14 protein-coding genes and 1 pseudogene are annotated in these 18,328 nt (G+C 70.7%); 6 read left to right on the top strand and 9 right to left on the bottom strand.

What is annotated here, in order from left to right; genetic code table 11:
* Together A5646_RS14900 and nei2 are read left to right on the top strand one after the other, a co-directional pair.
* A pseudogene (locus tag A5646_RS14900) lies at positions 1-4,488 on the top strand (ATP-dependent helicase); the annotation flags it as partial.
* 1 nt (position 4,489) lies between these two features.
* Entirely contained in the window at positions 4,490-5,245 is a 756-nt protein-coding gene (gene nei2 / locus A5646_RS14895; RefSeq protein ID WP_067022331.1) for an endonuclease VIII Nei2, read from the top strand.
* 116 nt (positions 5,246-5,361) lie between these two features.
* Here the strand turns inward: nei2 and A5646_RS14890 are convergent, their stop codons facing one another.
* Complete coding sequence (locus A5646_RS14890) at positions 5,362-6,279, bottom strand: PHB depolymerase family esterase (RefSeq protein WP_067022329.1); 918 nt, start codon at positions 6,277-6,279, stop codon at positions 5,362-5,364.
* 191 nt (positions 6,280-6,470) lie between these two features.
* On the opposite strand from A5646_RS14890, the gene A5646_RS14885 reads away from it, so the two are divergent.
* Both A5646_RS14885 and A5646_RS14880 read left to right on the top strand, forming a co-directional pair.
* Positions 6,471-6,836, top strand: a complete 366-nt coding sequence (locus A5646_RS14885; RefSeq protein WP_066868567.1) for a DUF732 domain-containing protein — start codon at positions 6,471-6,473, stop codon at positions 6,834-6,836.
* 106 nt (positions 6,837-6,942) lie between these two features.
* Entirely contained in the window at positions 6,943-7,131 is a 189-nt protein-coding gene (locus A5646_RS14880) for a hypothetical protein (protein WP_231998333.1), read from the top strand.
* Between the two features lie 10 nt (positions 7,132-7,141).
* On the opposite strand, the gene A5646_RS14875 is transcribed toward A5646_RS14880, so the two are convergent.
* A complete protein-coding gene (locus A5646_RS14875) occupies positions 7,142-8,140 on the bottom strand; it encodes a magnesium transporter CorA family protein (protein WP_067022327.1) in 999 nt (332 codons plus the stop codon).
* A gap of 93 nt (positions 8,141-8,233) precedes the next feature.
* On the opposite strand from A5646_RS14875, the gene A5646_RS14870 reads away from it, so the two are divergent.
* The gene (locus A5646_RS14870) at positions 8,234-8,890 is read left to right on the top strand and encodes a DUF5994 family protein (protein WP_067022325.1); all 657 of its coding nucleotides are present in this window, start codon (positions 8,234-8,236) and stop codon (positions 8,888-8,890) included.
* Here A5646_RS14870 and A5646_RS14865 read toward each other — a convergent pair.
* The 7 genes from A5646_RS14865 to A5646_RS14835 form a co-directional block, all read right to left on the bottom strand.
* Positions 8,821-9,969: a PPE family protein gene (locus tag A5646_RS14865; protein WP_066880124.1), complete on the bottom strand. Its 1,149-nt coding sequence runs from the start codon at positions 9,967-9,969 to the stop codon at positions 8,821-8,823. The two genes, A5646_RS14870 and A5646_RS14865, sit on opposite strands and share 70 nt — an antisense overlap.
* Before the next feature lie 170 nt (positions 9,970-10,139).
* A complete protein-coding gene (locus A5646_RS14860) occupies positions 10,140-11,288 on the bottom strand; it encodes a PPE family protein (RefSeq protein WP_066880126.1) in 1,149 nt (382 codons plus the stop codon).
* A 208-nt stretch (positions 11,289-11,496) separates the two neighbouring features.
* Entirely contained in the window at positions 11,497-12,303 is an 807-nt protein-coding gene (locus A5646_RS14855; RefSeq protein WP_066868584.1) for an MBL fold metallo-hydrolase, read from the bottom strand.
* Between the two features lie 36 nt (positions 12,304-12,339).
* Positions 12,340-13,857, bottom strand: a complete 1,518-nt coding sequence (locus A5646_RS14850; protein ID WP_067022333.1) for an HNH endonuclease signature motif containing protein — start codon at positions 13,855-13,857, stop codon at positions 12,340-12,342.
* A 57-nt stretch (positions 13,858-13,914) separates the two neighbouring features.
* Positions 13,915-14,775 carry a pseudouridine synthase gene (locus A5646_RS14845; RefSeq protein ID WP_067022324.1) on the bottom strand — a complete coding sequence of 287 codons (861 nt, stop codon included), beginning with the start codon at positions 14,773-14,775 and terminating at the stop codon, positions 13,915-13,917.
* Positions 14,772-16,514, bottom strand: a complete 1,743-nt coding sequence (locus A5646_RS14840) for a glycerol-3-phosphate dehydrogenase/oxidase (RefSeq protein WP_066859680.1) — start codon at positions 16,512-16,514, stop codon at positions 14,772-14,774. Before A5646_RS14840 ends, A5646_RS14845 begins: the two co-directional genes overlap by 4 nt.
* A gap of 73 nt (positions 16,515-16,587) precedes the next feature.
* Positions 16,588-18,003 carry an NAD(P)H-quinone dehydrogenase gene (locus A5646_RS14835; RefSeq protein WP_067022322.1) on the bottom strand — a complete coding sequence of 472 codons (1,416 nt, stop codon included), beginning with the start codon at positions 18,001-18,003 and terminating at the stop codon, positions 16,588-16,590.
* A gap of 82 nt (positions 18,004-18,085) precedes the next feature.
* Between A5646_RS14835 and A5646_RS14830 the strand changes: the two genes are divergently transcribed.
* Positions 18,086-18,328, top strand: a 243-nt coding sequence (locus A5646_RS14830; protein WP_197505203.1) for a gamma-glutamylcyclotransferase family protein, incomplete at its 3' end; no start/stop codon positions are given.

Genomic DNA, 18,328 nt, shown 5'->3' with positions numbered 1-18,328 from the left:
GCGTGGGCGACGGCCACAACACACTGGTGATCGCCCCGACCGGATCGGGTAAGACGCTGGCGGCGTTCCTGTGGGCGGGGTGTCGCCGGAACGGACCCCGACGCTGATGTCGGGGGCGGGCAGGCCCCGGCTTTCGGCGATGCGGGTGAGCCCGGCCAGGGGGGTGCGCAGGTTGCGCTCGACGTCGACGGCCAGCGCCTTGAGCGGGGAGACGTAGAGGACCCGGGTGCCGGGCGGACGCTCGGCCGAGGCGGCGAGGCTGTCCAGCGCCCACAGGAACGCCGCCAGCTGATCAACCGCCCGCCCGACGTGCTGATCACCACGCCCGAGTCGCTGTTCTTGATGCTCACCTCGGCCGCCCGCGAGACGCTGGCCGGCGTCCAGACCGTGATCGTCGACGAGATCCACGCCATCGCCGCCGGCAAGCGCGGCGCGCACCTGGCGGTGTCGCTGGAGCGCCTCCAGGATTTGACACAAGCGCTGCGCGAGGACAAGCCCGCCCAGCGCATCGGGTTGTCGGCCACGGTCCGCCCGCCCGAGGAGCTCGCCCGGTTCCTGTCCGGCGCAGGACCGACGACCATCGTGGCCCCGCCGTCCGCCAAGACCGTCGAGCTCAGCGTGCAGGTGCCGGTGCCGGACATGGCCAACCTGGCGAACAACACCATCTGGCCCGACGTGGAGAACCGCCTGGTCGACCTGATCGAATCGCACAATTCGACCATCGTGTTCGCCAACTCGCGGCGACTGGCCGAGCGGCTTACCGCCCGCCTCAACGAGATTCACGCCGAGCGCAGCGGCGTCGAACTCGCCACGGACGCCAACCCGAAGGTGGCCGGGGGCGCCCCGGCGCACATCATGGGCAGCGGCCAGACCTACGGCGCCGACCCGATACTGGCGCGCGCCCACCACGGCTCGGTCAGCAAGGAACAACGCGCCCTGGTCGAGGAGGACCTCAAGCGCGGGCTGCTCAAGGCGGTGGTGGCCACCTCCAGCCTGGAGCTGGGCATCGACATGGGCGCGGTGGATCTGGTGATCCAGGTGGAGGCGCCGCCGTCGGTGGCAAGCGGCCTGCAGCGCATCGGCCGGGCCGGCCACCAGGTCGGCGAGGTCTCGCAGGGGGTGTTGTTCCCCAAGCACCGGACCGACCTGATCGGCTGCGCGGTCAGCGTGCAGCGCATGCTGACCGGCCAGATCGAGACCATGCGGGTGCCCGCCAATCCGCTGGACATCCTGGCGCAGCAGACCGTCGCGGCGGCGGCGCTGGAACCGCTGGACGCCGATCGGTGGTTCGACACCGTGCGGCGCGCCGCCCCGTTCGCGACGCTGCCGCGCAGCGTCTACGAGGCCACCCTGGACCTGCTGAGCGGCAAGTACCCGTCCACCGAATTCGCCGAGCTGCGACCGCGATTGGTCTACGACCGCGACACCGGCACGCTGACCGCGCGGCCCGGCGCGCAGCGGCTGGCCGTGACGTCGGGCGGCGCCATCCCCGACCGCGGGCTGTTCACCGTGTATCTGGCCTCCGAAGCCGAAAAGCCTTCGCGGGTGGGCGAACTCGAAGAGGAAATGGTCTACGAGTCGCGCCCCGGCGACGTCATCTCGCTGGGCGCCACCAGCTGGCGGATCACCGAGATCACCCACGACCGGGTGCTGGTGATCCCCGCCCCCGGCCAACCCGCCCGGCTGCCGTTCTGGCGCGGCGACGGCCTGGGCCGCCCGGCCGAGCTGGGTGCCGCCCTCGGCGCCTTCACCGGCGAGCTGGCCGGCCTCAAGCGCGCGGCCTTCGACACCCGCTGCGCCGAACTGGGTTTCGACGCGTATGCCACCGACAACCTGTGGGGCCTGCTCGAGGAGCAGCGCGGCGCCGCCGGGGCGGTGCCGACCGACACCACGCTGCTGGTCGAGCGGTTCCGCGACGAGCTGGGCGACTGGCGGGTGATCCTGCACTCGCCGTACGGGCTGCCGGTGAACGGGCCGCTGGCGCTGGCGGTGGCCCGCCGGCTGCGCGAGCGCTACGGCATCGACGAGAAGCCCACCGCGTCGGACGACGGCGTCGTGGTGCGGCTGCCCGACACCATTTCGGATTTCGCGTCGGACGGCGGGACCGAAACCCCGCCCGGCGCCGACCTTTTCGTCTTCGACGCCGAGGAGATCGACCCGATCGTCACCGCCGAGGTGGGCGGCTCGGCGCTGTTCGCGTCGCGGTTCCGCGAGTGCGCGGCGCGCGCCCTGCTGTTGCCGCGCCGGCATCCCGGGCGCCGCTCGCCGCTGTGGCAACAGCGCCAGCGCGCCGCCCAGTTACTGGAGGTGGCCCGCAAATACCCCGACTTCCCGGTGGTGCTGGAGACCATCCGCGAATGCCTGCAGGACGTCTACGACGTTCCCGCCCTGACCCGGCTGATGACCGGCATCGCGCAGCGGCGGGTGCGGGTGCTCGAGGTCGAGACGCAACGGCCGTCGCCGTTCGCGGCGTCGCTGCTGTTCGGCTATGTCGGCGCGTTCATGTACGAGGGCGACAGCCCGCTGGCCGAGCGCCGGGCGGCCGCGCTGTCACTGGACAGCACGCTGCTCGCCGAGCTGTTGGGCCGGGTGGAGCTGCGTGACCTGCTCGACCCCGAGATCATCGCCGCCACCGGCCGCCAGCTCCAGCACCTCGCGCCGGACCGGGCCGCCCGCGACGCCGAGGCGGTGGCGGACCTGCTGCGGCTGCTGGGCCCGCTGACCGAGGACGAGGTGGCCGCCCGCGCCGGCGGCGCCGACGTGGGAGGTTGGCTGGAGGGGCTACGCGCGGCCCGGCGCGCGCTGACGGTGTCGTTCGCCGGCCGCAGCTGGTGGGGGGCCATCGAGGACATCGGCCGACTGCGCGACGGCATCGGCATCGCGGTCCCCCTCGGCGTGCCGGCCGCCTTCACCGAGGAGGTGGCCGACCCGCTGGGTGAACTGCTGGGCCGCTACGCGCGCACCCACACCCCGTTCACCACGGCCGAGGCCGCCACCCGGTTCGGGCTGGGGCTGCGGGTGACCGCCGACATCCTGGGCCGGCTGGCCGGTGACGGCCGGCTGGTGCGCGGCGACTTCGTCGCCGCGGCCGAGGCGGACGGGGCGCCCGTGGCCGGCGGCGAACAGTGGTGCGACGCCGACGTGCTGCGCATCCTGCGGCGGCGGTCCCTGGCGGCGCTGCGTGCCCAGGTCGAGCCGGTCAGCACCGCCGCCTACGGCCGGTTCCTACCGGCCTGGCATCGCGTGGGCTCCGCCGAATCATCGCGCTCGCCAAGCCATTCCGGGTTGGACGGCCTGATGTCGGTGATCGATCAGCTGGCCGGTGTGCGGATGCCCGCCTCGGCGGTCGAGCCGCTGGTGCTGGCGCCCCGGGTCCGCGACTACTCCCCCGCGCTGCTCGACGAGCTGCTCGCCACCGGCGAGGTCACCTGGTCGGGGGCCGGGTCGATTTCGACCGGCGACGGCTGGATCGCGTTGCATCCCAGCGAATCCGCGCCGCTGACCCTGGCCGGGCCGGCGGACATCGAGCTGGGCGACGCCCACCGCGCCGTCCTGGACACGCTGGCCCCGGGCGGCGCCTATTTCTTCCGCCAGCTCACCCAGAGCGGGTTGGGCGAGTCCGAGCTCAAAGCCGCGTTGTGGGAACTGATCTGGGCCGGCTGGATCACCGGCGACACGTTCGCCCCGGTGCGCGCCCTGCTCGGTGGCACCGGAAGCCGCAAGCGCTCGGCGCCCGCGCACCGGTCGCACCGGCCGCCGCGGCTGAGCCGCTACAGCGTCGCGCATCCCCACTCCCGGCCCGCCGATCCGACCGTGGCCGGCCGGTGGTCGATCCTGCCGGCCCCGGAGCCGGACTCCACGCTGCGCGCCCACTACCAGGCCGAGCTCCTGCTGGGCCGCCACGGCGTGCTGACCCGCGGCGCGGTGGCGGCCGAGGGCGTGCTCGGCGGGTTCGCCACGCTGTACAAGGTGCTGAGCACCTTCGAGGACGCGGGCCGCTGTCAGCGCGGCTACTTCATCGAGTCGCTGGGCGGGGCGCAGTTCGCGGTCGCGTCGACCGTCGACCGGCTGCGCGCCTACTCCGACGGGGTCGACCCGGAACGGCCCGAGTACCGGGCGGTCGCGCTGGCCGCCGCGGACCCGGCCAACCCCTACGGCGCCGCGCTGCCGTGGCCGGGCGCCCGCGGCGAGGGGGCCCGCCCGGGCCGCAAGGCCGGCGCGCTGGTGGTGCTGGTCGACGGCGAGCTGGCCTGGTTCCTCGAGCGCGGCGGCCGGTCGCTGCTCACCTTCACCGACGACCCGGCCGCCCAGCACGCCGCGGCCACCGCGCTGGCCGACCTGGTCGCCTCCCGCCGCGTCGCGTCGATCCTGGTCGAACGCATCGACGGGGCGCCGGCATTGCAGCCAAACGCGGGCGGGCCCGGCCCGGCCGACGCCCTGTCCGACGCCGGATTCGCCCGCACGCCGCGCGGGATGCGGCTGCGCTGACATGCCCGAGGGTGACACCGTCTGGCACACCGCCGCCGTGCTGCGCGAGCATTTGGTCGGCGGCACGCTGACCCGCTGCGACATCCGGGTGCCGCGGTTCGCCACCGTCGATCTCACCGGGCGGGTGGTCGACGAGGTGCTCAGCCGCGGCAAGCACCTGTTCATCCGGGTGGGGCCGGCCAGCATTCACTCGCACCTGAAAATGGACGGCAGCTGGCGGGTCGGCAAGCGCGCGCAGCGCGTCGACCACCGGGCGCGCATCATCCTGGAAACCGCCACCGCCCGGGCGGTCGGCGTCGACCTGGGGGTGCTGGAGGTCCTGGAACGCGACCGCGACGGCGACGCCGTCGCGCACCTGGGCCCCGACCTGCTGGGCGAAGATTGGGACCCGGCCCTGGCCGCGGCCAATCTGACCGCCGACCCGGACCGGCCGATCGCCGAGGCGCTGCTGGACCAGCGGGTGCTGGCCGGGGTCGGCAACGTGTACAGCAACGAATTGTGTTTCCTCACCGGGCATCTGCCCACCGCGCCGGTGCGTGACATCGCCGATCCCCGCCGGCTGGTCTCGCGCGCCCGGGACATGTTGTGGCTCAACAGGTTCCGCTGGAACCGGTGCACCACAGGCGACACCCGGGCGGGCCGGCAGCTATGGGTCTACGGGCGATCGGGCCAGCCCTGCCGCCGCTGCGGCACCGCGGTCGAGTTCGACGACGCGACGGAACGGGTGACCTACTGGTGCCCGTCGTGCCAGCGCTGAGGCGCTAGTCGCGATGGCGGCGACCCCCGGCGCCCGGCTTCGCCGCGCTTGCGATCGCCGCTAGTCGCGATGGCGGCGACCCCCGGCGCCCGGCTTCGCCGCGCTTGCGATCACCGCTAGTCGCGGGCGTGCGCGAGGAAGAACTGGGCGATGGCCTCGGACCCGTCCAGCGCGCGGGTGGTGGGGCCGATGACGGCCGCCGGCAGGTACTGCTTGCCGCCCGGCCAGGTGTGCCCGCCGCGGTCGATCTTGTAGAACACCACCTCGGTGTTGGCCGCGCACCCGGTGGACTCGTAGCGGTGCACGACGGTGCCGTCGCGGACATCGGGCAGCGCCTCCATGGCCGGATCGCCCTGGCAGCCGTCGGCCGAACGCCACTTGTCCACCATGGTGTCCGCCGAGATGGAATGGCTCAGCCCGCCGCGCCCGCGCACCGCCCCACCCTTGAAGGGCACCAGCGGGTCGGCCGTGCCGTGGGCCTCCCAGACCGCCACCGGCTGTGACGGGTTGCAAGCCACCCCGACGCCCAGGGTGCCGGCCACCGGGGCGACCGCGGCGAAGACGTCGGCCCGGTCGCACGCCAGCCGGTTGCTCATGAAGCCGCCGTTGGACATCCCGGTGACGAACACGTGCCCGGGCGCGACGCCGTAGTCGTGCTGCACCTTGGTCACCAGCCCGACCAGAAATGCCACATCGTTGATGTGGTGGCGATCGGCGGGCGAGGCGCCGCGCCCGTCGGCCCAGCTCTTGTCGTAACCGTCGGGGTAAACCACCAGCAGGTTGTGGGCGTCAGCAACGGTGTCGAAGCCCGTCAGGGCGCGCTGCGAGATCCCGCTACCACCGCCGCCGTGCAAACTGAGCACCAGCCCGACGGGGTCGCCCGCCGGCACGTGCAACATGTAGGTTCGGTCCATGCCGCCGGATCGAAAGGTGCCCGGAATGTCTCGAGCGCTCGCCGCCGACACGTGCCGCACGCCGCAGCCGGCCACGCATATCGCCACCACAGCGAGCCACAGCCACCGCCCGTATGCCATGTCGTCAGATCACCGGCAGCGCGCCGGCGCGGGCTCGCCGGTAACGCGCGTCCGACGCGGGAGCAAACCCTTGTGTGGCACACACCGCATTATCGGCGATCCCGCACCCGGCGGCACCGCGACATGCAAGCATTCGAACTAGCCCCGCCTTCAGCAAGCGACGGCACTTCTGTTCCACGGGAGTATCAGAAATGACGACCACCCAGATACGCAAGCCCGTCCGGGCGCGCTCGATCCTGGCGATCGGCGTCGCGCCGGTGGCCGGGCTGCTCGGCGTGCTGGCCGCATCCACGACCGCGAACGCCACGTCTGCCGATGACGCATTTCTGGCCGCGCTGAAAGCCAAGGGCATCAACTACGAGTCGCCCGACACCGCGGTCAACTCCGGGCACACCGTGTGCCACGAACTCGACATGGGCCAGACACCGGAACAGGTCGCCAACAACGTGTTGTCCAGCAGCACCCTGGACAGCTACCACGCCGGCTATTTCGTCGGGGTCAGCATCAAGGCGTATTGCCCCAAGTACGCGGATTCGGCCGCTTCTTCCGGATCCTGAAATTTACCGCCGGTTGACAGGTTCGTGATGCAACCGCGAAAAAATTTCAGGTATCGCAAAACGAAGAAGCTCAGGGCCGAACATGATTCCCAAACTTTTGCTCGGTGTGGCGGGCGTTGCAATCGCGCTCGGCGCATCCGGGTGGGCCACGGCCTCGGCGGCCATCGACCCCAACCCCTTCAGCCATCTCAGTTGCGCCTGCCAGGATTCGGATCCGCCGGGCAGCCCGGCCCTGCGGGACAACATCAACCAGGGCCTGCACCAAGGCATTTCGGCGCCGTCCGTGGTGGAGTAGCCCCGGTTTCCTACAGCCAATCGCGCCGCTTGAACATCACGTAGAGCACCACCATCAAAACGAGTATCACGCCGGTGCTGGCCGCGAATCCGGCATGGGTGCCGAAGCCGGGGTAGGGCACGTTCTGTCCGTAGAAGCCGGTGATGGCCGTCGGCACGGCGATGATGGCCGCCCATCCCGTCAGCTTCTTCATGACCGTGTTCAATCGGGCGTCCTGTAGCGACAGATTGGTCTCGAAAATGGTGGTGACCATGTCGCGCAACGACTCCGTCCATTCCGAGACCCGCAGCACGTGGTCGTACAGGTCGGCGTACAGCGGGTCCAGCTGCCGATCGGAGCCGTCCGAAATGCGGTGGTGCTGTATGGCATTGACGACCTCGCGCATCGGCAGGGCCACCCGCCGCAGGTTCACCAGGTCCCTGCGCAGCCGGAACGTGCGGCGCTGGAAGACGCCCTTGCGGGGTCTGCCGTCGAACAGTTCGTCCTCGATGGCCTCGATGCAGTCGTCCAGGGCTTCGACCGCCGTGAAGTGGCTGTCGACCACCACGTCGAGCAGCCCGTGCACCAACGCGCCGACGCCGTAGCGTTGGCCGCCGATCTCCTGCCACCGGCGGGTCACCTGGGCCATGTCGAAGTCGGGCGTCAGCCGCACGGTGATCAGCCCCTGCGGCAGCACGAATCCCGAGATGCGTTGCATCGACAGCATCCGCTCAGGCGTATCGACGGAAGCGGTTGCGACGTCGACGGCGTAGACCGTGAAGAAGGTGTGGCTTTCGTAGGCGGTGACCTTGACCCGCTCGGCCGCGGCGACCGCGTCCTCGACCGCCCAGTGGTTCAGCCCGAGTTCGTCGGCCAGCCCGCACAGGGTGTCGTGGTCCGGTTCGCACAGGTCGGCCCACACCAGGGTGTCGGGTTCGGTGAGGTAGTCCGAGATCTTGTCGAACTCGAAGCCGTCCTGCGCCTTGCCGCCGCGCCACACCTGGCCGACAACATTCGAAGCGATCTGCACCCCGACATCTTCTCAACCGTTGTTCACGATCGGTAAACCCGCCAGCCACTCACCCGCGCCGCGGCCGCCGACTGGCCGTGCTGATCTTGTGCAATGGAGCGATCAAACCGGTTGCAACTCAAGCCTTATCGGGCTGTTTCCGAGCACGTCGACGGCGCCTGGTGGCCGCGGTCGACGACCCTGGTCGACGAGCTGCCGGGCCTGGCGGCCTCGCTGTCCGACCGGCTGGGGCGGATCGTCATGGTGGGGTATCACCGCAACGGCTGGCACGACACGCCGGCGCTGGCGCAAATCGACGGGCACGCAATCGAATTGCTGGGCTTCACCAGTGACGAGCCGACCAGCGTCATCGTGATGGGCGACAGCGGCCGCCACATCACGCTGCATGTCATCCGGCCGGACACCGAGGAGGACGCCGCCCGCCGGGAACTCGACGCGGTGCGCGCGCCCGCCGCCGCGGTGTCGAGGCGCGTCCCGGCCGCGGTGGGCCGGTCGGTGGGGGACGTGGCCGAGAAGCTGGCCCGCCACGAGGGGCTCGGCGACGAACGGCGCACCGCTCAGATCAGGCGCTGGTGCGACGAGACGGCGCAACGGTTCATCGACGCACCGGTGCAGACCTTCGTCCCCATCCTGGTCGAGCACATCGTCCGCAACCGCATGATGGAGTCGCGCAGCCGGCGCTATCCGGCCGACGGCGGCCTGTGCATCACGGTGCCCGGAAGCTCGGCGCCGTACTCGATATCGTCGTAGTCGCGTCCCTTGCGCCGCCGGCCGCTCGCCGCGCCGCGGGCCGGGCGCATCGGGGCCATCGGGAGCATGGGCGTCTGACCCGGCCCGGCCGGCAGCGGGGAGGCCGCCGACACCAGTTGCACCGGCGCCGAAGACCCCAGCATGCCCACCGTCGCGGGCGGCATGGTCAGGTTGCCGAGCGAGATGCCGATGCCCAGCGTCGCGCGCGGCGCCATCGACGATCCGACGGCACTGACCAGGCTCGCGTCGGCCGCAGACAAGTCGGCCGTTGCCTCGGACAGGCCGCCGAAGACGTCGGCGGCGACGCCGCCCTGCAGCGCCTGGGCGGTGTTGACCTGGGCGAGGTAGGCGAGCAGGTTGACCGGGAAACCGCTCGCGATGAACTGCCATCCCCACACGCTGAAGTACCTGAACCAGCCCGAGTCCGGGTCCAGGCCGAAGGCGCTGGAGGCCGCGAGGTCTTCGCTGGCCCCGGAGATGTCGGCGGCCGTCATGATCCCGGAGTCGGTCGTCGTCGTGGCGGGCACCAGCGTGGTTTGGATCGTCACGCCCGCCGGATTGGTGACCGGCGGCGGCGGTGTGAAGGTCGGCGGCTGCACGGCGCTCGCCGAGGTGGCGGCGTAGCGGATCATCGCTGCCGAGTTGTTCACCCACATGGCCTGATATTCGGCCTCGGTTTCGGCGATGGCCGGGTAGTTGACCCCGAAGAAGTTGGTGGCCAACAACATTGCCAGCCGCGCCCGGTTGGCGGCGACCAGCGAGGGATGCACCACCGTCCAGTGCGTCAACTCGAACGCCGTGGTCATCACCTGCACCGAGGTGGCGACCTGCTGGCATTGCTGGGCGGTGACACGCAACCAGTCGAGGTAGGGTTCGAGCGCTTGGGCCATCGCCAGGGCGGACGGGCCGTGCCACGTCGTCATCAGCTCCGACAACTCCGCGGTGTAGCTGGTGGCGGATTGCTCGAGCTCGGCGCTGAGCTCCTGCCAGACGGCGGCGGCTTCGATCCATGACCAAGCACCGGGTCCAGAGTGGATCAGCGCCGAAGTGACCTCCGGCGGCAGTATCCCGAAATCCATGAACCTTTACCTTGGGGAAGAACGTGGTTGGGGCGAACGCGCTGCGTCGGCCCGTCCGGTAATCGCAGAGTGGGTGACGGCGGGATACCGTGGCGTCCTGCTGCTGGTCGCCGTTGACCTGCCCGGCGGCGCTGTACGGCGTCCGCAGTCGCGGGGCGCCATCGTCAGGGTCATCCCGCCGATGGGTTTCGAGGCATCACTTTGCCTTTGACCTCCTGGCCGAGGGCAACGTCCTCGTACTTCTGCTGTTTGCGTTTTCGCCAGCCGGTGCCCGCCGAGGCCGCCGTCGGCGGCACCATCATCGGCATCAGCGGGAATCCGGATTCCGCCGCGGGCAGCGGCGAGGCCGCGGACGCGAGCTGCACCCCGGTCTGGGTCCCCGGCAACAGCCCCACCACGGCGGGGGGCGCGGTCAGCTTGCCCAGCGACACCCCGACGCCCATCGCGCCGGTCGGCGCCATTCCCGCGCCGACGTCCTTGACGGCGCTGGACAGGCTCGCGGTGGCCGCGCCCAGGCCCTCGGACAGGCCGGTGCCGATGTCGCCGCCCACGCTCTGCAGCGCGCTGGCCGACGAGTTCTGCGCCAGGTAGCTGAGCATGTTGATGGGGAAGCCGGACGAGATGAATTGGTTTCCCCAGGTGCTCCAGTAGCCGAACCACCCGCTGTTCGGGTCGCCGTCGCTGCCGAAGATACCGCCGAGCGACGAGTCCGCGCCCAACAGGCTTTGGCTCACGTTGCCGGCGTCCAAGAGCTGGGCTTGGGTCACCGCTTCCTCTTGGTTGGCGGTGCCGTCCGGGCTGGTGTCGGGAAGGGGCGAACTGAACTTCGACAGCTGCGTGGTCGCCTGCGAGGACGACGCCTGGTAGCGGCTCATCGCCGCCGAGTTGTTCGCCCACATGGTCTGGTATTCGTTCTCGGTCTCGGCGATGGCGGCCGTGTTGGTGCCGAACCGGTTGGTGGCCAGCAGCTGCGCCAGTCGTGTCCGGTTAGCGGTGACCACCGCCGGAGGCACTATCGACGCGCGGGCGGCGGTGAACGCCGACGCGGCGGCCTCGGCCGAGGTGGCCAGCTGCGCGGATTGCTGCGCGGTCTCGCGCAGCCAGAGCAGGTAGGGCTGGACGGACTGCAGCATCGCCGTCGCCGACGGCCCGTCCCAGGACTCGATCAGCGACGACAGCGTCGAGGCATAGGTGGAGACCGAATTCTCCAGCTCGACGGCCACACGTTGCCACGCGCCGGCGGCCTCGATCAGCGAGCCCGCGCCCGGCCCGGTGTGGATGAGCGTCGAGGTGACCTCGGGGGGTGCAAAAAGATCCATCACGTCTCACAATGCCCACGCTGAGAACACCTCAGCAAATTTGCGTTGACCGGGCCGCGAAGAACCCTGAAACTCTGCACGTCGAAGCCCGTCACCTGCGGTCGGTACCTCCCAGTTCGACTGCCCGGTGTTAGGACACCCTATACCCAAAGCTGAGGGCGATTTGACATTTGCTGGCCAGGGGCACTACTCGAAAACGGCCGCCTCACTACACGGTCACCGAGGCGCCGCGGTTCACCGCGACGATCCGGTCCCCCAAGCCGCGGTGCTGCATCTCGCGGGTAAAGTCGGCCAGCGGCGACGCGAAGACGCCGTAATCGTCGAAGTGCACCGGGATGGCCTTCGGTAGGGCCAGCATCGCGACGAGCTCGGCGCCCTGGCGGCCGTCCATGGTCACGGTCAGCCCGAACGGCAGCCGCCCGCCGGCCGGCAGCCGGGTGCCGCCGAGGTGCAGCATGCCCGCGTCGATCGGGTCGAACCGGGCGGGGATCTCCTTGAGTTCCTCGATCAGCAGGGTGTCCCCGGAGATGTAGAGCCGGCGGCGGGGCGCTGCAGGGCCTTCCCCGAACTCCACCATGGTGCCCATCACCGGCGGGAGTAGGCGCTGGCTCCATCCCGGCGCGTGACGCCCGGGCAGCGACGTGAGGGTCAGCGTGGTGCCGCCTTTGGTCATCGTGTGCTGCTGCCAGGTCCGCAGGCCGCGCGCCTGGGCGAACCCGCGCCTGTGCAGCCGTTGGGCGGCGTGCGGGGTGGTGACGACGGGCAGCCCGTGGTCGAGGCCCCGCTGCGACACCCTGTCCCAGTGATCGCCGTGCATGTGTGACAGCACGATCGCGTCGATCGGCGGGAGCTCGTCGATGCGCAACGCCGGCTCCTTGAGCCGCTTGGACACCAGCCCGTGGCCAAGGTAGGCGCGTTGCCCCCGGTGCAGAAAGTTGGGATCGGTCAGCAGCGTCAGCCCACCCGCCGAGATGAGGGTGGTGGCGTTGCCGACATACGTGACGGTGATGTCCATAGCCGCTGGCTACCCCGTCCCGCGCCGTCCATGCCGCTAGAAGGGCGGCGGGTCGTCGGCGCCCGGCGGAGCGGGCCCGTAATTTTCGGACCCGGTCGCTCTTTCGGGCATGGTCGGGGTTTGGGCCCGCCGGGCCAGCCGGCTGTCGCGGTTGTGCCGGCGTTCGGTGGCCACGCGCGCGGCGCGGTTCTGGGCGCGGGTGCGGCGGCGTTTGGGCATCATCGCGGTGCGCTCGGCGCAGTAGTCGCGGGGCGGGTCGGCTTCGGTAGCCGATATCGCGCCGGTGGGCGCGCAGAGCTGGGGGAACAGCAGCGCGCTGCCCGGGGTGGTGACATGGGTGCGCCCGGCCGGCGAGGTCAGGATCAGCGTGCCGTCGGGCAGCTGCCGTTCCTGCCACCCCCAAAAAGTTTTCACCAAATGATGTGCGCGGCAATAACATTTGAGGTTCGACGCGTGCGTCGGCCCGCCGTCGGCGTAGGGGATCGTATGGTCGAGGTCGCAGTTCACCGCGGGCTGATCACAGCCGGGCCAACGACACGTCAAATCCCGACACCGCACAAAATCGGCCAGCGCCTTGGACGGCACATAACCCGGCTCCGGCGGCGCACCACCGGGATGAACCAGCGGCACCAGCGTGGCCGAGCCGGCCAGCTCGGCGAGCAGCTCCGGTGAGACCAGGCCCTCGGCGCCCAGCTCGCAGGCCGGCGCCAAGCCGCAACCATCCAGCGCGGCCCGCTCGGCGACCACATGAATCACCACCGGGCCCGCGGGCCGTTTGCCGGCCGCACAGTCGGCGCGCCCGCAGCGACAGCCCAGCCGATCCGCCCCGCCCGCCAACGCGCCCAGCGCATCAGCGCGGCGCTGCGCGCGGGTACGCGGGTCGTGCTCACACACCGTGGCCGCCAACGCGTTCAGGCGCCGGTCCAGCGCATGGGCGTCCGGGGCGAGCAGGGTGCCCTCCAGATGCGCCAACCCCTCCCCCATGTCAGCGACCCACACCTCACGCCCGGCCGCGCGCTCCTTGCGCCGCCGCACCGCATCCACATCAGCGCGAGCCACCACCTTGTCCACCTGCACCGCCAACCGGCCCTGGCTCATCGACGGCCACCTGGTCACGGTGGCCGCCAACTCCGCGTCCACGGCGCCCAACACCTCAGGATCGGTGATCAGGTCCGTACGAAACACCAAGGTGGCGAACATCCGAAAGTCGATATCCCCGGACTTGAACACCGCACCCACCTTCGGCAACCGTTCCCGCATCGCCCGCGCGTACCGCACCCGGCTGGCGGCCAACCCCTGGCTGATCCGCAGCTCGGCGGCCACCTCCGCACCCACCGCCGCCTCGGTGTCCACCGCCCACTCCTCGGTCTCGGCACACCGCGACAACCGATAGGCGAACAACTCACCAATCGCCACCAACTGCGCGGCCGCCGCCCGATTCTCCGCCCGCGCCACCGCACCGATCCGCTCCAGCAACCCCGTCGACACCGGCGTGGTCGACGGATAATGCCGCTCGAACTGCTCATCGAACCGCGCGGTGACATCTTCGAACATACATTCGATCATGCCATTGGCCACCGACACGCGTGAGCACCCCGGCGAAAAGAACGGCTAGGGCTCCGCGCGACGGCTGACGAACTCGCGTCGCACACCGGTGAGCGGATCGGTGAACTCGATCCGTTGCGCCAGCAGCCGCAGCGGCGTGCTGAAGTCGTCGGACGCTACATCGACCACGTCGGGATACAACGGATCCCCGTCGATCGGGATGCCCAGCGAGGCCATGTGCACGCGCAGCTGGTGGGTGCGCCCGGTGCGCGGCGTCAGCCGGTACAGCCCGTCCGGCGATAGCAGCTCCACCCGCGTCTCGGCATTGGGCGCGCCCGGCTCGCAGAACGCCTGTAAGTGCCCGCGGCGCTTGATGATTCGGCTCGTCACCACGCGCGGCAGCTCCAGCTCCGGATCGACGGCGGCCCGGGCCAGATAGGTCTTGCTCACCAGGCCGCGGGAGAACAGCGTCTGGTAGGCGCCGCGCACCTCGCGCCGCGCGGTGAACAGCAACACCCCGGCGGTCAGCCGGTCGAGCCGGTGCGCCGGGCTCAGCTCGGGCAGCCCGAGCTCGCGCCTGAGCCGAACCAGCGCGGTCTGCGCGACGTGGCGCCCGCGCGGCATGGTGGCCAGAAAGTGCGGCTTGTCGACGACCACGATGTCGGCGTCGCGATGCAGTATTGGGATGTCGAACGGGACGGGCACCTCGTCGGGCAGCTCGCGATACAGGTAGACGCTCGCACCGGCGGGAAGCACTGTGGCACAGTCGATTACCGCGCCATCGGCGGCGACGACCTCGCCGGCCAGCACCTTGGCGCGGGCCCGCGCACCGAACCGGGCGGTCAGTTCGGCCAGTACCTGCCCGCCCCGCAGCCGCACCCGCGCGGGGCCCAAGCCATCGCGGACCGGAAGCGGCGCTGGCCTCAACTGAGCGGGACCGGCTCGAGGATCTCGGCGCGCGCCTCGGGGGCGCTGGCCCGCAATTCGTCGGCGGACACGTCGTCGGGCTGGGCCTGGGACAGGATCTCGGCCTCCACCCGGGCGGTGTAGTTCGCGACCTCACGCTCGATGTCCTCGGCCGACCAGCCCAGCACCGGCGCGACCACGTCGGCGACCTCGCGGGCGCAGTCGACGCCGCGGTGCGAGTATTCGATGGAGATGCGCATCCGGCGGGCCAGGATGTCCTCCAAATGCAATGCGCCCTCGGCGGTTACGGCATACAGCGCCTCCACCCGCAGGTAGCCCGGCGCCTCCTTGATCGGGTTGAGCAGGTCGGGCCTGTCGGCCGCCAGCGCCAGCACGTCGCCGATCAGCGAGCCGTAGCGGTCCAGCAGATGACGCACCCGGTAGGGATGCAGACCCTGCAACTCGGCGACGTGCTCGGCCTGGTTGATCAGCGCGAAATACCCGTCGGCGCCGAGCAGGCTGACCTTCTCGGTGATCGACGGCGCCACCCGGGCCGGAATGAATTGGGCCGCAGCGTCAATCGCGTCGGCGGCCATCACCCGATAGGTAGTGTACTTGCCCCCGGCGATCGCGACCAGACCCGGCGCGGGCACCGCCACGGCGTGCTCCCGGGACAGCTTGGAGGTCTCCTCGCTCTCCCCGGCCAGCAGCGGGCGCAGTCCCGCGTACACCCCGTCGATGTCGGCGTGGGTGAGCGGGATGGCCAGCACCGTGTTGACGGTCTCCAAGATGTAGTCGATGTCGGCCTTGGTGGCCGCGGGGTGGGCCAGGTCGAGATTCCAGTCGGTGTCGGTGGTCCCGATGATCCAGTGGCTGCCCCACGGGATGACGAACATCACCGACTTCTCGGTGCGCAGGATGATCGCGACGTCGCTGACGATGCGGTCGCGCGGCACCACCACGTGCACGCCCTTGGACGCCCGGACCTGAAATCGCCCGCGCTGCTTGGACAATGCCTGGATCTCGTCGGTCCACACTCCGGTCGCGTTGACCACCACGTGCCCGCGGACCTCGGTGATCGCGCCGTCCTCGGAGTCGCGCACCCGCACGCCGGTCACCCGATCGCCCTCGCGCAGCATGGCGACCACCTGCGTGGAGGTGCGCACCACCACACCGTAATGGGCGGCCGTGCGTGCGACGGTCATGGTGTGCCGGGCGTCGTCGACAACCGTGTCGTAGTAACGGATTCCACCGATCAGCGAGCTGCGCTTCAGCCCGGGGCTCAACCGCAGCGCGCCGGCACGGGTCAAATGTTTTTGCGCCGGAACGGATTTCGCGCCGCCGAGCCGGTCGTACAGAAAGATCCCGGCGGCGATGTAGGGGCGCTCCCACATGCGATTGGTCAGCGGGAACAGAAACGGCATCGGCTTGACCAGATGCGGCGCCAGCGTGGTCAGCGACAACTCGCGCTCGTAGAGCGCCTCGCGGACCAGCCCGAACTCCAGCTGTTCGAGGTAGCGCAGGCCGCCGTGGAACATCTTCGACGAGCGGCTCGAGGTGCCCGAGGCGAAGTCGCGCGCTTCCACCAGCGCCACCTTGAGCCCGCGGGTCGCGGCGTCCAGCGCGCAGCCCGACCCCACCACGCCGCCGCCGATCACCACCACGTCGAACTGCTCGGCGCCCAACCGCTGCCAGGCCTCCTGGCGCTGCCGCGGTCCCAGCACGGATACCGGGGAGCTGCGCTGGGTGGGATCAGTCACGACCAGGACTCCTCACTGGGGAAACTCCTCCTCGGTTACCGGTCAGTAGGACGTGCTGCACCAAGGCTAACCGCTAGTCCAGGTCGTCGTGCGCCATCAGCCGCCGCGCGGCCTCGGTGATCGAGCCGGACAACGAGGGGTAGACCGCCAGCGTCTGCGCCAGCTCGTTGACGGTGATGCGGTTGGTCACCGCGACGGCGATCGGCAGGATCAGCTCGGAGGCGATCGGTGCCACCACCACGCCGCCGATCACCACGCCGGTGGCCTGGCGGCAGAAGAGTTTGACGAAACCCTGTCGCAGGCCGGACATCTTGGCGCGCGCGTTGGTCCGCAACGGGAGCATGACGGTGCGGGCGGGCACCGAACCGTCGTCGATCATGGTCTGGGGCACCCCGACGGCGGCGATCTCGGGCCTGGTGAACACCGTCGCCGCCACGGTCCGCAGCCGGATCGGGCTGACGCCCTCGCCCAGCGCGTGATACATCGCGATCCGGCCCTGCATGGCGGCGACCGAGGCCAGTGGCAGCAGCCCGGTGCAGTCGCCGGCCGCGTAGATGCCGGCCACCGAGGTCCGCGACACCCGGTCCACCGTCAGGTAGCCCCCGCGGCCCAGCTCGATGCCGACCCGGTCCAGGCCCAGGCCGCCGGTGTTGGGGACCGACCCGATGGTCATCAGCGCGTGGCTGCCCTCGACCGTGCGCCCGTCGGCCAGGGTGACCAGCACCCCGTCCTCGGTGCGGGTGACCGATTGCGCGCGGGCGTTTTTGACCAACTCGACGCCGCGCTCGGAGAACGCCTCCTCCAGGACCAGGGCGGCGTCGGCGTCCTCGTAGGGCAGCACCCGGTCGCGGCTGGCGACCACGGTCACCGGCACGCCCAATTCCGTGTAGGCGTGCACGAATTCGGCGCCGGTGACCCCGGACCCGACCACGATCAGGTGCTCGGGCAGCGCCTTGAGGTCGTAGAGCTGGCGCCAGGTCAGGATCCGCTCGCCGTCCGGCGGCGCCGACGGCAGCACCCGCGGGCTGGCGCCGGTGGCGATCAGCACCACGTCGGCCTCGTACTCGCTGGTGGCGCCGTCGCGGGCGGTGGCTTTGACGCGGTGGCAGGCCAGGCCTGGGTTGGGGTCGATCAGCTCGCCGCGGCCGGCCACCACGTGCACGCCCATCCCGAGCAGCTGATCGGTGATGTCGGCCGACTGCTCGGTGGCGAGTTGCTTGACCCGGGCATGGATCTGCGGCAGCGAGATCTTGGCGTCGTCGATGTCGATCTCGAATCCCAGCCGCGGCGCCCGGCGCAACTCGGTGCGCAGCCAGGTGGAGGCGATGAACGTCTTGGACGGCACGCAGTCGTCGAGCACCGCCGCGCCGCCGATGCCGTCGGAGTCGATCACCGTGACGCGGGTCGTGTCGGGGTGTGAGGTGGCGGCCACCAGCGCGGCCTCGTAGCCGGCCGGGCCGCCACCGAGGATCACGATGCGGGTCACCACAGCCCCCAACCTAACGAAGCGGCGGGGACCCCGCGAATGCTCGGGGGAAGACCGGCCAGCGTCGGACGTCTAAGCTTTCCCCGTGCCGCTCTACGCCGCGTACGGGTCCAACATGGATCCCGAGCAGATGCAGAAACGCGCGCCCCATTCGCCGATGGCCGGAACCGGCTGGCTGCACGGGTGGAGACTGACCTTCGGTGGCGAGGACATCGGCTGGGAGGGCGCGCTGGCCAGCGTCGTCGAGGACCCGGGGTCCAAGGTGTTCGTCGTCCTCTACGACATGACTCCGGCGGACGAGAACAACCTGGACCGCTGGGAGGGCTCG

This window comes from Mycobacterium sp. 1245499.0 (genome assembly GCF_001673615.1).
Classification (GTDB): Bacteria; Actinomycetota; Actinomycetes; order Mycobacteriales; family Mycobacteriaceae; genus Mycobacterium; species Mycobacterium europaeum_A.
This window is presented reverse-complemented; position numbering and strand designations above follow the sequence as displayed.

Coding starts and splice junctions, on each gene's coding strand:
- nei2 (WP_067022331.1), top strand. CDS start 4,490: ATGCCCGAGGGTGACACCGTCTGGCACACCGCCGCCGTGCTGCGCGAG.
- A5646_RS14890 (WP_067022329.1), bottom strand. CDS start 6,279: ATGGCATACGGGCGGTGGCTGTGGCTCGCTGTGGTGGCGATATGCGTG.
- A5646_RS14885 (WP_066868567.1), top strand. CDS start 6,471: ATGACGACCACCCAGATACGCAAGCCCGTCCGGGCGCGCTCGATCCTG.
- A5646_RS14870 (WP_067022325.1), top strand. CDS start 8,234: ATGGAGCGATCAAACCGGTTGCAACTCAAGCCTTATCGGGCTGTTTCC.
- A5646_RS14865 (WP_066880124.1), bottom strand. CDS start 9,969: ATGGATTTCGGGATACTGCCGCCGGAGGTCACTTCGGCGCTGATCCAC.
- A5646_RS14860 (WP_066880126.1), bottom strand. CDS start 11,288: ATGGATCTTTTTGCACCCCCCGAGGTCACCTCGACGCTCATCCACACC.
- A5646_RS14855 (WP_066868584.1), bottom strand. CDS start 12,303: ATGGACATCACCGTCACGTATGTCGGCAACGCCACCACCCTCATCTCG.
- A5646_RS14850 (WP_067022333.1), bottom strand. CDS start 13,857: ATGTTCGAAGATGTCACCGCGCGGTTCGATGAGCAGTTCGAGCGGCAT.